Raw genomic sequence first — 14,232 nt, 5'->3', positions numbered from 1 at the left:
GGTCAGGCCTCCAGTGCGTCGTGGAAGATCTTGCCGTCCTTCATTACCAGCGGGATATGGTCGCCCTGGCCCAGCAGGCAGGACACATCCTTGTAGGGGTTGCCGTCCACCACCAGGACGTCCGCGATCGCGCCGGGCACGATGCGGCCCAGACGGTCCCGCATGTTCAGGACCTCCGCCGCGATACTGGTGGCGCTCTGGATGACTTCGTGCGGGCTCAGCACCTGCGCGCGCAGGCGGAATTCATCGCTCTGCAGGCGCTGCGACGGTCCCAGCAGGTCCGAGCCATAGCCCATCTTTACGCCGGCGCGCTTGTAGATCTCCAGCGACTTCAGCCCCGCCGTGCGCACGGTGGCGATCTTGGCCACGCTGTCGGGCGGCAGGCCGTATTCCGCGCCTTCGTTGGCCAGGGCCTCGTAGGTCACCAGCGTGGGCACCACAAAGGCGCCGTGCGTGGCCATTACCGCGGCCGCGTCGTCGTCGATCAGGTTGCCGTGCTCGATGGTGCGCACGCCGCATTTGACGGCGCGGCTGATCGCTTCCGCGGTATAGGCGTGCGCCAGCACATAGGTTTGCCGGCCGCGGGCCTCCGCGACGATGGCGCGGATCTCGTCTTCCGAGTAACCGAAGGACGCGATCGGATCGGTCGGGGACGCCACCCCGCCGGACGCCATGATCTTGATCTGGTCCGCGCCCATCTGCAATTCCTGGCGCACCGCCTTGCGCACGTCGTCGACGCCATCGGCCACGCGGCCGATATCGCCGGCGCGGAAGCAGCAGCCGCAGAAACTCATGGGGCGCAGGTGATCCGAACGCGGACGCGAGTCGCCATGGCCGCCGGTCTGGCTGATGGCGCGGCCGGAGATGAACAGGCGCGGTCCGACCACCGTGCCTTCCTCCACGGCGCACTTCAAGCCCCAGCCGGCGCCGCCAGCGTCGCGCACCGTGGTGAACCCGCGCCGCAGCATGGCGGCCATGATGGGCACCGAACGCATCATGACCAGGGCGTCGGGCAGCATGCCCTGCGTGCTCAGGTTCAGCTGCGTCGCCATCACGTGCACGTGCAGGTCGATCAGGCCCGGCATCAGCGTGCGGCCTCGCACGTCGATCTGCCGCGCGGATTGCGCGACGATGGGACGGTCCGAGACCTCCTTGATCGCACCGTCTTCGACCAGCACGTGCATGCCTTCGCGCAGTTCGGGCGATTCCGGGTCCAGCAGGTTGGCGTTCTTGAACAGGATGGCGGTCATACAGGGGCTCCGTACGGCGGATAGGGTGGATCAGGACGCCATGGTCCTGACGTAGCGGCGATGGATCAGCCAGTTGGACAGCAGGGCCATGACGAGGGTGGCGCACACCAGGACCAGCGCCATGGCGGATCCGAAGGGCCAGTTGGACGCGCGCGTGATCTGGTCGTACAGCGCCGGCGCCATCATCGTCAGCCCGGTGCCGCCCAGCAGCACCGGCGTGGCATAGGCGTTCATGCACAGGATGAACACCAGCATGGTTCCGGCGGCAACCCCCGGCGCGGCAATCGGCAGGACGACGCGGCGGAAGGTGGTGAAGAAGCCTGCTCCCAGGTTGCGGGCCGCTTCCTCCACGGCGAAGTCCATGCCTTCCAGCACGCTCTGCAAGGTCAGGATCAGGTAGGGCATGACCACCGCGGTGGTGCCGACGATGACGGCCGTGGGCGTGTACATGAGCTGCAGGGAATGCTCGATCAGGCCCAGCCCCTTCAGGACGGCGTTGACGATGCCGGCATTGCCCAGTATCACCATCCAGCCCGCGGCCCGCACGACGCTGCCGACCATCAAGGGAAAGACCAGCAGGATGACGAAAAGGCTCTTGTAGCGGCTTTCCGTGCGCGCCAGGAAGTAGGCCACCGGAAAGCCCAGCCCCAGGGCAAGCACGGTGCACAGGGCGGCCACGCCTATCGTGGTCAGGAATACGTCGCGATAGTAGGGATCGGCAAAGAAGCGCACATAGTTTTCGGCCGTGAAGGCCTGCTGCATCATCTCGTTGGGATCGAAATGATTGAAGCTGTAGCGCACCAGCTGCAGCAGCGGAACCATGATGATCAGCAGTACCGCCAGCGAGGCCGGAAAGGCCAGGCCGGCGCCCAGGCGCACCGGCCTGCCATTGGGGCGCGTGGCGACAGCCGGGACGGACGATGTGGCGGCCATGGCGTCACTCCGCGAACATCACGCAGTCCACGGGCTCGAAGCAGGCCCACACGCGTGTCCCGGCCTGGGTCGGCGCGCCCCGCCTGTCGCTTGCCACGGCATCGTTGGCGCCATTGGCGCCGTTGGGCAGTTGGCTCAGGATCGTTTCGCCGCTTTCCAGCCTGACCCGCACTTCCAGCAGCGAACCCAGGTACACCGTGGATTCCACCACGCCGGGCAGCGCATTGCCGCCACCCGCTTCGGCGGACAGGCGCACGCGTTCGGGGCGCACGCCCACGTGGCGCGCGCCGGCCGGCCCGCCCTGGACGCGGATGCGCGTGCCTTTCTCGGTACCGAATACGCCGCCGTCCGCCAGCCCGCCGCGGAAGAAATTCATCTTGCCCAGGAAATCCGCCACGAACAGATTGGCGGGCTTTTCGTACAGGGCCTCCGGCGTGCCGACCTGCTGCACCTTGCCGTCGTGCATGATCGCCATGCGGTCGGCCATGGCCAGGGCTTCCTCCTGGTCATGCGTGACGAACACCGTGGTCAGGCCCAGCCGCTGCTGCAGCGCGCGGATTTCCTCGCGCACTTCGACACGCAGCTTGGCATCCAGGTTGGACAGCGGTTCGTCCAGCAGGAACACCTTGGGCTGGATGGCCAGCGCCCGGGCGATCGCCACCCGCTGCTGCTGCCCACCCGAGAGTTGCCGCGGATAGCGGTCGCGCAGCGCGGCCATGCGCACCATGTCCAGCACGTCGCGGATGCGCGCATCGCGCTCGGCGCCGGGGACTTTATGCATTTCGAGTCCGAAGGCGACGTTCTGCGCCACGGTCATGTGGGGAAACAAGGCATAGCGCTGGAAGACCATGCCGGTATCGCGCTTGTGCACGGGGAGGTCGGTGACGTCCTTGCCGCCGATGCGTATGCTGCCCGCCGAAGGCGCGAGGAAGCCCGCGATCATGCGCAGCGTGGTGGTCTTGCCGCAGCCGCTGGGCCCCAGGAAGGCGACCAGTTCGCCATCGGCGATTTCCAGCGAGAAGTCGGCGACCGCGACGGATGCGCCGAATTGCTTATGCAGGTTCTCCAGGGACACCTTGGCCATGTGCTTACACTACCTGGCTGAGTTTGACGAAGCGGTCGGTCGCCAGCATGATCAGGCCCAGCAGCAGGATCTGTACGGACGAGACGGCGGCGATGGTCGGGTCGAGGTTGAATTCCAGGTATTGCATGATCGCGATGGGCAGGGTGGTACGCCCGGGGCCCACCAGCGACAGCGATAACTCCAGGTTCTCGAACGAGACGATGAAGCTGAACAGGGCGGCCGCGACGATGGCCGGCCGCAGCATGGGCAGCGTGATCCGCATGAAGGCGACGCGCCCGCTGGCGCCCAGGTTGCGGGCGGCCTCTTCGATGGACGGATCCAGGCCGGCCATGCTGGCGCTGACCAGTCGCACGGTCCACGGTATCGTCAGGCAGACGTGCGCGATGACCAGGCCGCCATAGGTCCCGACGATGTCACGATCCAGGAAGTTTTCTGCGCGCAGGTAGAACAGGTAGATCGCGATGCCGGCGACGATGCCGGGCACGAGCAGGGGCGACAGCAGCATGGTGTTGACCCACGACGCGCCCGCGAAGCGGTAGCGCATCATCCCCAACGACGCCATCACGCCCAGGGCGACGCCACATACCGCGGCCAGGAGCGCGACCTGCAAACTGAAAACGAAGCCGTTGGCGAAGGCTTCGTTGGCCCAGGCCTTGACGTACCACTGCACGGTGTAGCCGGAGGGCGGGAAGTACAGGATGGCGTCTTTGAAAAAGCTGAGCCACACCACGACGATCAGCGGGCAAAGCATGAACAGGTACATCAACGCGACGAAGGCCCGGTGCAGGAACCTGGCCCAGGGAAAGCGGCCTCGGCGCCTGACCACGGTGTGCTCCGCGTCCATGGCGGAAGTTGCTGTCGTAGCCAAGAAGCGTGTCCTCGGTGCATGTCGCGCCGGTGGCGGGAAGGTGCCCGCTAAAAAACATCGGCGGCGGTGGTGGAACCCGCATCTTAGGAAGCCAGCCGGTTCACTGGAATAATGGTTAACCTGAATAGCGGTGGCGTAGTACCCGCGGTGCATCAGGGTGTTACCGTTGGGGATTATTTGGGGTTTTCCCGGTTGATGCGGGGTTGGATGGCGTCGCTGACTGGCGGCGGTTGCCGGGGGCACGCGGGCGATGGCGTCGGGGTGCGGGGGCGGTGAACGACGATCGACACGTGGCACTTGACCCGTGGCACGTGCCAGGTGCCGGATGCCAGGTGGCTGTGCTTGGGCCGTCCGCAGGGGGTGAAGCCTGTCGGGGCCGGCCCGCTCGGCCGGTCCGGGGCCCAGGCCCCGGACACCGCTACGCTAATCTCGTCCGGCGGGCGTTTGGCGCCGGGTTCTTTGCGCACGGCATCCGCGCCACGCCTCCCTTCGATTCCGCTCGCTCGGCCTCGGACGGGCCGTCCCCGACAGGCTTCACCCCCTGCGTACTTCGCTGTCTCTCAGTTACGGGCGCTGGGGCGGGTGGGTTTCTTGCGCTTCGTGGATATGTCCGGCGCCGATGAAAGGCGTTGCATGCCCGCCACTTCCTGGCCGCCCTGCGCGGCCAGGAAGTGGCTACGCGATTTCGCATGCATGGGATGCGGGATGATGGCGGGCTCCGCAGATATCGCGATACCGATCATGCGATCGAGCGCTAGGGCGTCTCATGGTGACGGTCGGCTTCCTTGCGCTTCGTGGATGCGCCTGCCACCGATGGAAGGCATTGCACGCCCGGGCTTCGTGACCGCCCAGCGCGGCCACGAAGTCCATACGCGATTCCGCATGCATGGGATGCCGCTTCAAGACGAACCGAGCCCATATCCGTTGCGTCGCGGGTGGAGTGGGGAGAGCGCAGAGCCATGCAGGCAAACGCCACCGCGTAAGTTTTTTCCGGCCCCGCAGGGGGGCCGGAAAAATCGGCACCGCAAGATGCTCCAACCCACCCCAGGTCGCGAGAAAAAGGCCAAGCACCCAGCCCGCCCCAGCGACCGCGAATGAGAGACATTGGAGTACGCAGGGGGTGAAGCCTGTCGGGGACGGCCCGTCCGAGGCCGAGCGAGCGGAATCGAAGGAAGGCGTGGCGCGGACGCCGTACGCAAAGAACCGAGCGCCTAACGCCCGCCGGACGAGATTAGCGTAGCGGTGTCCGGGGCCCGGGCCCCGGACCGGCCGAGCGGGCCGGCCACGACAGGCTTCACCCCCTGCGGACGGCCCAAGCACAGCATCGAATCGCAAGCATGCAAACGGCGCAAGCACAACACCGATCACAAGCACGCAAACGACCCAAGCACAACACCGATCACAAGTATGCAAGCGGCATAAGCACACCCACCCATCTCAGGCATACCGGACCCGCCCAAAGAACCCCACCTACCTCCGCCCCACGCACTTCTCATAAAGCCCCAACATCGCCCGCCCAGGATCGTACTTGTCCTTCAAGGCCTCATACGCCTCCATCCCGTACGCCTTATCGAACCCATCCCGACTGAGATAAACATCCGAATACAGCGACTTGATCCCCCCACACCGCAAAACCTCCTGCTCGATCAGCCGATTGAAATACCCCGGCTCGCGCGGCGTGCGGCTCCGCACCACATCCCAGAACCCGAAGTTCACATAAAGCTCCCCCGGCCGCACCGGATAAAGCGTGAACGCCGCACTGGAAGCCGGCACCCGGATCGGACAGATCCAGATCGGCAACACCCCGATCTCCCGCAGCAGGAACTCCAGAAACCCCGCCGCATGCGCGATCGGAATATCGACATCCTGGATCACCGACTCAGGATGCAGCCCCCGCCACCGCGCCAGCCGCCGCGTCAATCCCCAACGCGAATTGAAGCGCATCAACCGGGTATAAGTACGGGAATTCAATCGCGATCGCCCGTACAGGCGTCGAAGCAGCGGATGCTGCGCGCCCAGGTTCTTCGAGCACCAGAACCAATCCGTATCCCACCGCCAAAGATAGCCATAGGTACTCAGATAATCGACCGGCCGCTCCAGCAAGGACCGGTAGTAGATATGTTCGTAGGTATAGTCGCCGACCCATTCGGCGTCCGCCACGAAGCGCCCCGTGCTCAGCACCATGGTATGGCCGTCGAACACCACCCCGTCGACGAAATCCGCATCGCTATCGCAGGCCATCGCCAACGCATCGAAGAACTCCCGGGGCGACCCGCTACGGACGTGCGCCACTTTGACATAAGGCCGCACCGGCAACGTCCGCATCACCAGGCGCAAGGCGTAGCCCAGCGTGCCGTAGGAATTGGGAAAGCCATGGAACAGATCGCGATGCGCGTTGTCCGGCGTGCAGGTCACGATATCCCCACCCGGCAGCAGAACGTCCAGCGACAGCATCGTGTCGTGCGCCAGGCCATGGCGGAAAGAGGTCGCCTCGATCCCCACCCCCGCCACCGCGCCGCCCACGGTGATCGTCTTGAGCTGCGGCACTACCGCCGGCATGACGCCGTGCGGCAGCGTGGCGTCCACCAGGGCCTCGTAGGTCGCCAGGCCTTCGACCTCCACCGTGCCGGCGGCCGCGTCCACGGCATTGACGTGATGGAAGGCGCTCAGGTCCAGGCGCCGCTTGGCGCCTTCCTCGCGGTCGCGGAACAGGTTCGACGTACGCTTGGCCAGTCCCAGCGGCGCGCCATCGGCGGACTGGCGCCGCAAGGCGGCGCGCAGCGCGTCGACGCGTTGCGCATAGGCGTCAGCGGTCATAGAGGTGCGCGCGCGACATCGGATAGTTCGCGCGGGTAATGTTGCCCTTGCTGAATACGATCTGGAACAAATGTGTATAGCCGGTGGGCAGCCGGAACATCTCCGCGCAGCCGATCAGGTAGGTTCTCCATATCCGCCGGAAGCGTTCGTCGAAACGGCGGGGATCGATCGCATGGATGGTCTCCCAATGGCTCTCGAAGCGGCTGGCCCAGGCATCCAGCGTCGGCGCATAGTGGCGGCGCAGGTTCTCGATATCGACGACCTCCAGGCCCGCGCGCTCCATCTCCACGATGACCTCGGCCAGGCTCGGGATCCAGCCACCCGGAAAAACGTGCTTGCGGATGAAGAGCTCCGTCTCGAACCGGCCCACGTGGCCGATGAAGTGCAGCATCCCCAGCCCGCCCGGCTTCAGGAAATCCGCATGCGCGCGCACGACTTCGCCCAGCTGGTCGCGGCCGGCGTGTTCCAGTACGCCGATGGACACCACCTTGTCGTACTGGCCGTCCACGTCGCGGAAATCCGCCTCGCGCACCGCCAGCCGGTCCGCCAGGCCGCGCCGGCCGATCTCGTCGCGCAGCCAGTCCACCTGCTCCGTGGTGTTGTTCAGCCCCACGCCAGAGGCCTGGTGCCGTTCGGCGGCATGGAACATGAACCCGCCGAAGCCGCAGCCGATGTCGATGAAGCGGTCGCCCGGCGACAGCAGGATTTTGCGGCAGACGTGCTCCACCTTGTTGCGCTGGGCTTCTTCCAGCGTGCGGGTATGTTCGTCCCAATACCCGCAGGTGTACATCATCAGGGCCTCGTCCAGCCACGGCTTGTAGAACGAAGTCCCCAGGCCGTAATGGAAGCGGGCATTGGCCTTGGCGCGTGCGTGGTCGCGGTTGGAATGGCGCAGCTCGTGCAGGCCGTTCTCCGCCCGGTTGATCAGGTTGGTGCGTTTCTCGAAGCCGCCGGACATGGCCGCGGTCAAGGCGGCGCCCAGGTCGTCGACATCGACCTGCTGGTCGAAGTAGGCCTCCAGCAGTCCCATGTGTCCGCGTAGCGCGGTCGCGGCCAGCGCCCGGCGCGTGTGGAAAGTCAGGGTGAACGCGGGGTCTCCGCTGCCCATGGCGTGCCGGGCGCCGCCAGGCAGTTGCACCGCGAAGGGCATGCCCGAAAGCATGCTGAGGTTTTCCAATGCACCGTTGATAGCAAGAGACAGCGCCATCCGGAAATCCTTTACCGTAAGGGCCCCCTTGGGGCCGCAATGGGTTCTGTAAGGGTCACCGCTGACAACTCTAACTGCCCTGCGCACCGGGGGCCAACATCCGGGCCTTGCGCTTATGTACCGGCTCGATACAAAATACTACAGCGTTTATACACCCCCGTCCGTCAGGCGGTACCACGTGACGACGGCGTTCACATACACGCGCCGCAGCCCGTAAAGCGGGAAGGGCTTGATGGGCGAGGGGGGCACCGGCAGTGCGGCGCGGTCGCCGGTCGCGACGTATTCCGCCATCGCCTTGCCCATCGCCGTCTGCAGGCCGACACCGCGGCCCAGGCAGCCGATGTCTATCAGCAGGCCGGGCGCGGGCTCGTGCAGATGCGGCAGGTAGTCGCGCGTGATGGCGACGCGGCCGCACCAGCGGAATTCGAAGGGAATGCCGGCCACGCGCGGGAACATCTTCGCCATCACGCGCTCCAGGTGCCGCCAGTCCGCCGCGCCGCGCGGCTCGCGGAACGGTCCGCGCCCGCCCATCAGCAGGCGGCCCTGGTGATCGAGCCGGAAATACAGCAGCAGGTTGCGGGTGTCCGAACACACCTGCCCTTGCGGCAGGATGGCGGCGCGCACGTCCTCCGGCAAGGGGCGGGTGGCCACCTGGAAGGTGTTGGCGTCGATGATGGTGGGCTTGAGCCCGGGCCACAACTCGGCGCCGTAGGCATTGGTGCACATCACCACGCGGTCGGCGGCGACGCTGGAACCGGACGCCGTGGTGGCGACCCAGCGCGTGCCATCGCGCTTCAGCTCCGTGACGGGGCTGGCCGTATGGACGCGCGCACCGGCGTTCATGGCCGCGCGCGCCAGGCCGCGCACATAGCTCAATGGCTGTATGGTGCCGGCGCGGCCGTCGATCCAGCCGCCCAGGTATTTGTCGGTTCCCAGCAAGGCGCCGACTTGCGACCGGTCCAGCGGGCGTGCGTCGACCCCCCGGCTGGCCCATTGCGCCGCCCGGCGATGCGCCAGGTCCAGGGCCTGCGGGGTATGCGCGCCCTGTATCCATCCCGCCCGACGGCGCGGCACGTCCATGCCATGGCGTTCGATCAGGTCGAAGACGATGTCCGCCGTGCGGCCGGCGAAGTCGATGACCCGCTCGCCACGTTCGGCGCCATAGTGGGCCAGCAGTTCGTCGGGGTCGTATTTCAGGCCGGGAATCACCTGGCCGCCGTTGCGGCCCGATCCGCCGAAGCCGATCTCGCGGGCCTCCAGCACGACCACATCGATGCCGCGCTCGGCCAGGTGCAGGGCCGTGCTCAGCCCCGCGTATCCGCCGCCTATCACCAGCACATCGGCCTGCACCGGTCCCGCCAGCGCCTCGGTCGGCGGCGGCGGCGATGCCGTGGCGGCCCACAGGGAAGGCGAGAGCGGAAAGGGACCTTTGCCGCTATACAGCGCGGTATCGGGCGGAACATCGGGCGACATGGGCAATCCTTACATGGGATGCAGGACGCGCCGCAGGAAATCCTGCGTGCGGGGGTGGATGGGATGGTTCAACACTTCCCGCGCGGGGCCTTGCTCCACCACCACGCCGCCGTCGAAGAACAGCACGCGGTCGGCCACTTCGCGGGCGAAGCTCATTTCGTGGGTGACGACCACCATCGTCATGCCGTCGTCGGCCAGCTTGCGCATGACGCCCAGCACGTCACCCACCAGCTCCGGGTCCAGCGCCGATGTCGGTTCATCGAACAGGATGGCCTTGGGCTGCATGGCCAGGGCCCGCGCGATGGCCACGCGCTGCTGCTGGCCCCCGGACAATTGCGGGGGATGGGCGTTTTCCTTGTCGGCCAGGCCCACGCTGGCCAGCAGCTCGCGGCCGCGCTCCAGGGCCTGCCGGCGCGGCTCGCCCTTTACGTAGATCGGGCCTTCGACGACGTTTTCCAGCGCCGTGCGGTGCGGGAACAGATTGAAGCGCTGGAACACCATGGCGACCTGGGTACGGATCGACACGATGGACGCCGCGTCGCAGTCCACCCGCTGCCCGTCGACGGAGATCTCGCCCTCGTCGTAGCGCTCCAGTCCGTTGATACAGCGCAGGATGGTGGACTTGCCGGACCCCGAAGGCCCGATCACGCACACCACCTCGCCCTTGCTGATTTCGGCATCGATGCCCTTGAGCACCTCCAGCGCGCCGAAACGCTTGTGCACGCCTCGCATCAGGATCATTTGGCGGCATTCCTTTTTTCCAGATGCCGCACCAGCAGGATCAGCGGCACGCACATCACCAGGTACATCAGCGCCACCAGCGTGAAGACCGTCGCATTCTTGAAGGTGGACACCGCGATCAGCTTGCCTTGCAGCGCCAGCTCCGCCACCGTGATGGTGGATGCCTGCGAGGAGTCCTTCAGCATCATGATCATGATGTTGCCGTAGGGCGGCAGCACGATGCGCACCGCCTGGGGCAGCACAACGCGCCGCATCGTCAGGCTCCAGCTCATGCCCATGGCCATGGCCGCCTCGACCTGTCCGCGGTCGATCGCCTCGATGCCGGCGCGGAAGTTCTCGGCCTGGTAGGCCGAATAGGCGATGCCCAGCCCGATGATGGCCGCCTGCACCGCCGTCAGCGAAATCCCGGCGTCCGGCATGACGAAGTAGATGTAGAACAGCAGCACGATGATGGGAATGCCGCGCAGCACATTGATCAGCCCCGCGCTGAACTTGGCCAGCGGCTTGATGCCGGACACGCGCATCAGCGCCCAGACCAGCCCCAGCACCGTCGACAAGGCCAGCGATCCCACCGTGACCAGGATGGTCAGTTTGGCACCCTGCAACAGGATGGGCAGGTATTCCCGCGCATCCTGGAAAAACTCCATCATCGTTTTATCCCCCGCGTGGGCAATCGCGCGCGGCCGCGACGTACACGGGCCGCGGCGCCGTCATGCAGTCCATCGACTGTCGGCCTTGCCGGCATCAGCTCAGGCCCCACTTCTTCAGGATGCCGTCTATGGTGCCGTCGGCCTTCAGCTTCTTCAGCGAGGCATTGATCTTGTTAAGCAGCTCGGTGTCTTCCTTGCGCGTGGCGATCCCCACGCTGCCGGTCACCGCGGGCTTGTAGCTCTTGACCATGCGCAGGTTGCCGAAGGCGCCGCCGGGGTTCTGGTTGATGGTGTAGGCCGCGATCGGATAGTCCATGAAGCCGCCCTGGATGCGGCCCGCGTTGACGTCGCGCATCATGTCGGGGGGATTGTCGTACAGCTTCACTTCCTTGAACATGCCGCTGTCCTGGATGGGTTTGACGAAGGCGGTACCCACCTGCACGCCCACGGTCATGCCCTTCATATCGGCGAATCCGGTGTACTCCTTGGCATCGCTCTTGGGCACCATCAGGCCTTCGCCGTAGGTGTAGACGGGATCGGAGAACGCCACCACCTTCTGGCGTTCGGGCGTGATGAACATCGCGGCGGAGATCACGTCGATGCGCTTGGACTGCAGCGAGCCGATCAGCGCCGAGAACGCCATCGGTTCGATCTGCACCTGGAAGCCGGCATCCTTGCCCACCGCTTTCATGATGTCGACCATCACGCCCTCGATGGTGTTGGTCTTGGTGTCCAGGAAGGTGAAGGGACTGCCCGTCGGCGTGGAGCCGACCTTCACGACAGTCTGCGCGCCGGCGACGGCGGCGGCGGCCAGGGACAGCGCGGCGAACGCGGATACGGCGATGGATCTCAGCTTCATGGGTCGTCCTTTTGTAAGTGGAGTGGAATCGCGTGACGTCGATACCGCGGCAACGGCGGGCCAGGCCTGTCGACGCTGCCGGAAGCCCGGCCGCCGACAGGCCCTAGGCCCGCCGGCGTCGTCCTTCCCGCGGGCGGGGCGGCGGTGCCTCGGCGTCGCCGCCGGCATCAGCCGCGATATTGCTGATGGCCCAGATCACTTCCGTGCGGGTATCGCCCGGATTGCGCCAGCGCCGCGGCATGCGGCTGGCATAGCAAAAGCTGTCGCCGGCGCGCAGCAGCATGACGCGGTCCTCGATGCGCAGTTCCAGCAGGCCGCTCAAGACCACGCCTACCTGCTCGCCTTTGTCGGTCACGAACATGCCATCGCCCGTCGAGCCGCCGGGCGCGATGGAGATGCGGCACAGGTCCATCGTGCGCGCGGCCGGCGGCGTCACGACTTCCTTGGCGATGCCCTTTTCGTCCAGGCGCAGGATGCGGTGGGACCCGGCGCGCGCGACGTTCTCGCCGGCCGCGGTGTCGTCGCATTCCGCGTTGCGCAGCAACGCATCGGCCGACACCCGCAGTTCGCGCGCCAGCGCGCGCAAGGTCTTCACGGAAATCGAGCTCAGGCCCCGTTCGATCTGGCTTAACAGTCCCAGCGACATTCCGCACGCGCCCGCCACGTCGGCCAGCGACCGGCCCTGCTCCTTGCGCAGTTGCCGCAATTGCTCGCCCAGCCACAGATCCACCAGCGAATGCGCCTGGCGCACGGCGCGCGGCTTGGCCGCGGCACGCTTGTCCCGCGGGGAGGCTGGTTTGCGCGTGGCGATCGACAGGACCATGGAAATGAAAATTTCACGTTCTTGTAATTTTCAATGCTAGAGGGACGCCATTCCCCGCGGCAACCTAGGGACTTCCCGCGCCCGGCGCCCAGCCTTGCCGGCCCTTGCGGATGTGGCGGCTTTGGAACATGATCGCGGCACCGGCGGAGCGCGCCGGCGTGTGCAGGGGCGGCAAGGCGGTCGCGCGAGCATGCAAGACGGCACGCAGCCAGCCCTCTTATCGGGAGGACACCATGCTTTTTCGACATCGCACGTTGATCGCCGCCGCCGCGGCCCTGACCCTGGGCGCATCCGCCGCCCTGGCCCAGACCGGCGGCCAGTCCAAACCCCTCACCCCGCAGCAGGAACGGATGGCGAAATGCAGCGCCGCCAACAAGGGCAAGACGGGTGACGCCTACAAGTCGGGCATGAGCGCCTGCCTGAAAGGCGAAGAGGCCGCATCGACGGTCACGCCGCAGCAGCAGAAAATGAAGGACTGCAACGCCGAAGCCAACAAGAAAGCGTTGAAGGGCGATCAGCGCAAGACTTTCATGAGCACCTGCCTGAAGGGTTGATGCAGCCCCTGCGGGGTTGATGCCCCCTCGTGGCACGGCCCCGGGGCGGCGCACGCAGCCCACGGCGAACGCCGCCAGGACAGCGCACCGCGATATGGCGCGTTGCAGCACGCGATAGCCGGCGCGCCACGCACGACAAAAACGATGGCCGGGGCTTGCCTGCGGGGGCGAGCGCGGCCTATCGTGGGGACCCGCGCCGTGCCGGCGCCCGCTGACTTATCCGGGAACCCACATGACCACAGAAGCCCTTCCGCTGGATCCCCACATCGTCCAGGCCCTGTCGCAAGTCACCACCGCCACGCTGACCACGGTGCTGCTGAAGAAAGGCCTGCGCAACGTCTGGATCCGTGGCGCGGCGCCGCTGCGTACCGACAGCCCGCGCATCGTCGGCCGCGCCTTTACCCTGCGCTTCGTGCCGGCGCGGGAAGACCTGGCCACGCCGGCATCCTGGGCCTCGCCCATCTCGACCCGCGCCGCCATCGAGGCCATGCCGGCCGATTGCATCGCGGTGGTCGACGCACTGGGCGTCACCGACGCCGGCATCTTCGGCGATATCCTGTGCGCCCGCATGCGCAAGCGCGGCGTGGCCGCCCTGGTGACCGACGGCGTGGTGCGCGACGTCGCGGGCGTGCTGGGCACACAGCTGCCGGTGTGGTGCCGCGGCGCGGCCGCGCCGCCGTCGGTGGCCGGCCTGACCTTCGTCGGCTGGCAGGAGGCGATCAGTTGCGGCGGCGTGGCCGTCTTTCCCAATGACGTCATCGTCCTGGACGCGGATGGCGCGGTCCTGATTCCGCAGGCCCTGCTGGCGGAAGTCGTGGACGCCGCCGTGGAACAGGAACAGCAGGAAGCGTGGATCATGGAACAAGTGGAAAGCGGCGCCCAATTGCCCGGCCTGTATCCGCCCAACGCGGACAACCAGGCGCGCTACCAGGCGTGGCGGGCCCAGCGCCAAGGCGGCAAGCGCTGAGGCGAC

13 protein-coding genes are annotated in these 14,232 nt (G+C 66.6%); 2 read left to right on the top strand and 11 right to left on the bottom strand.

The window, feature by feature from the left end:
* Window positions 1-2: 2 nt before the first annotated feature.
* The 11 genes from BAU06_RS01315 to BAU06_RS01260 all read right to left on the bottom strand — a co-directional run bounded on the left by BAU06_RS01315 (window position 3) and on the right by BAU06_RS01260 (window position 12,705).
* Entirely contained in the window at window positions 3-1,250 is a 1,248-nt protein-coding gene (locus BAU06_RS01315; protein WP_066343330.1) for a metal-dependent hydrolase family protein, read from the bottom strand.
* Between the two features lie 30 nt (window positions 1,251-1,280).
* Window positions 1,281-2,183 carry an ABC transporter permease gene (locus BAU06_RS01310; protein ID WP_082993468.1) on the bottom strand — a complete coding sequence of 301 codons (903 nt, stop codon included), beginning with the start codon at window positions 2,181-2,183 and terminating at the stop codon, window positions 1,281-1,283.
* Between the two features lie 4 nt (window positions 2,184-2,187).
* Window positions 2,188-3,267 (bottom strand): ABC transporter ATP-binding protein, encoded by a 1,080-nt coding sequence (locus BAU06_RS01305; protein ID WP_066343327.1) that lies wholly within the window; start codon window positions 3,265-3,267, stop codon window positions 2,188-2,190.
* Window positions 3,268-3,271: 4 nt separating this feature from the next.
* On the bottom strand, window positions 3,272-4,111 hold the full coding sequence (locus tag BAU06_RS01300) for an ABC transporter permease (RefSeq protein WP_066343324.1): 840 nt from the start codon (window positions 4,109-4,111) through the stop codon (window positions 3,272-3,274).
* A 1,494-nt stretch (window positions 4,112-5,605) separates the two neighbouring features.
* Complete coding sequence (locus BAU06_RS01290) at window positions 5,606-6,952, bottom strand: FAD-binding oxidoreductase (protein ID WP_066343316.1); 1,347 nt, start codon at window positions 6,950-6,952, stop codon at window positions 5,606-5,608.
* Window positions 6,942-8,159, bottom strand: coding sequence for an SAM-dependent methyltransferase (locus BAU06_RS01285; RefSeq protein ID WP_066343314.1), 1,218 nt, complete (start codon window positions 8,157-8,159; stop codon window positions 6,942-6,944). The genes BAU06_RS01290 and BAU06_RS01285 overlap by 11 nt, the downstream gene beginning before the upstream one ends.
* A 147-nt stretch (window positions 8,160-8,306) precedes the next feature.
* Window positions 8,307-9,632, bottom strand: coding sequence for an NAD(P)/FAD-dependent oxidoreductase (locus BAU06_RS01280; protein ID WP_066343306.1), 1,326 nt, complete (start codon window positions 9,630-9,632; stop codon window positions 8,307-8,309).
* 9 nt (window positions 9,633-9,641) lie between these two features.
* Window positions 9,642-10,373 carry an amino acid ABC transporter ATP-binding protein gene (locus tag BAU06_RS01275; protein ID WP_066343294.1) on the bottom strand — a complete coding sequence of 244 codons (732 nt, stop codon included), beginning with the start codon at window positions 10,371-10,373 and terminating at the stop codon, window positions 9,642-9,644.
* Window positions 10,370-11,023 carry an amino acid ABC transporter permease gene (locus tag BAU06_RS01270; RefSeq protein ID WP_066343292.1) on the bottom strand — a complete coding sequence of 218 codons (654 nt, stop codon included), beginning with the start codon at window positions 11,021-11,023 and terminating at the stop codon, window positions 10,370-10,372. Before BAU06_RS01270 ends, BAU06_RS01275 begins: the two co-directional genes overlap by 4 nt.
* 94 nt (window positions 11,024-11,117) lie before the next feature.
* Window positions 11,118-11,882 carry an ABC transporter substrate-binding protein gene (locus tag BAU06_RS01265; RefSeq protein ID WP_066343289.1) on the bottom strand — a complete coding sequence of 255 codons (765 nt, stop codon included), beginning with the start codon at window positions 11,880-11,882 and terminating at the stop codon, window positions 11,118-11,120.
* Window positions 11,883-11,985: 103 nt separating this feature from the next.
* Complete coding sequence (locus BAU06_RS01260; RefSeq protein WP_066343286.1) at window positions 11,986-12,705, bottom strand: helix-turn-helix domain-containing protein; 720 nt, start codon at window positions 12,703-12,705, stop codon at window positions 11,986-11,988.
* A 128-nt stretch (window positions 12,706-12,833) separates the two neighbouring features.
* Here BAU06_RS01260 and BAU06_RS01255 point away from each other — a divergent pair, with 128 nt between their 5' ends.
* Window positions 12,834-13,259 (top strand): PsiF family protein, encoded by a 426-nt coding sequence (locus BAU06_RS01255; RefSeq protein ID WP_415834903.1) that lies wholly within the window; start codon window positions 12,834-12,836, stop codon window positions 13,257-13,259.
* Between the two features lie 232 nt (window positions 13,260-13,491).
* Window positions 13,492-14,226 carry a ribonuclease activity regulator RraA gene (locus BAU06_RS01250; protein WP_066343283.1) on the top strand — a complete coding sequence of 245 codons (735 nt, stop codon included), beginning with the start codon at window positions 13,492-13,494 and terminating at the stop codon, window positions 14,224-14,226.
* Window positions 14,227-14,232: the final 6 nt, after the last annotated feature.

This window comes from Bordetella bronchialis (genome assembly GCF_001676705.1).
Classification (GTDB): domain Bacteria; phylum Pseudomonadota; class Gammaproteobacteria; order Burkholderiales; family Burkholderiaceae_B; genus Bordetella_C; species Bordetella_C bronchialis.
The sequence above is the reverse complement of the archived record's forward strand: the minus strand, read 5'-3'. Positions and strand labels throughout refer to the sequence as shown.

Coding starts and splice junctions, on each gene's coding strand:
- BAU06_RS01315 (WP_066343330.1), bottom strand. CDS start 1,250: ATGACCGCCATCCTGTTCAAGAACGCCAACCTGCTGGACCCGGAATCG.
- BAU06_RS01310 (WP_082993468.1), bottom strand. CDS start 2,183: ATGGCCGCCACATCGTCCGTCCCGGCTGTCGCCACGCGCCCCAATGGC.
- BAU06_RS01305 (WP_066343327.1), bottom strand. CDS start 3,267: ATGGCCAAGGTGTCCCTGGAGAACCTGCATAAGCAATTCGGCGCATCC.
- BAU06_RS01300 (WP_066343324.1), bottom strand. CDS start 4,111: ATGGACGCGGAGCACACCGTGGTCAGGCGCCGAGGCCGCTTTCCCTGG.
- BAU06_RS01290 (WP_066343316.1), bottom strand. CDS start 6,952: ATGACCGCTGACGCCTATGCGCAACGCGTCGACGCGCTGCGCGCCGCC.
- BAU06_RS01285 (WP_066343314.1), bottom strand. CDS start 8,159: ATGGCGCTGTCTCTTGCTATCAACGGTGCATTGGAAAACCTCAGCATG.
- BAU06_RS01280 (WP_066343306.1), bottom strand. CDS start 9,632: ATGTCGCCCGATGTTCCGCCCGATACCGCGCTGTATAGCGGCAAAGGT.
- BAU06_RS01275 (WP_066343294.1), bottom strand. CDS start 10,373: ATGATCCTGATGCGAGGCGTGCACAAGCGTTTCGGCGCGCTGGAGGTG.
- BAU06_RS01270 (WP_066343292.1), bottom strand. CDS start 11,023: ATGATGGAGTTTTTCCAGGATGCGCGGGAATACCTGCCCATCCTGTTG.
- BAU06_RS01265 (WP_066343289.1), bottom strand. CDS start 11,882: ATGAAGCTGAGATCCATCGCCGTATCCGCGTTCGCCGCGCTGTCCCTG.
- BAU06_RS01260 (WP_066343286.1), bottom strand. CDS start 12,705: ATGGTCCTGTCGATCGCCACGCGCAAACCAGCCTCCCCGCGGGACAAG.
- BAU06_RS01255 (WP_415834903.1), top strand. CDS start 12,834: ATGATCGCGGCACCGGCGGAGCGCGCCGGCGTGTGCAGGGGCGGCAAG.
- BAU06_RS01250 (WP_066343283.1), top strand. CDS start 13,492: ATGACCACAGAAGCCCTTCCGCTGGATCCCCACATCGTCCAGGCCCTG.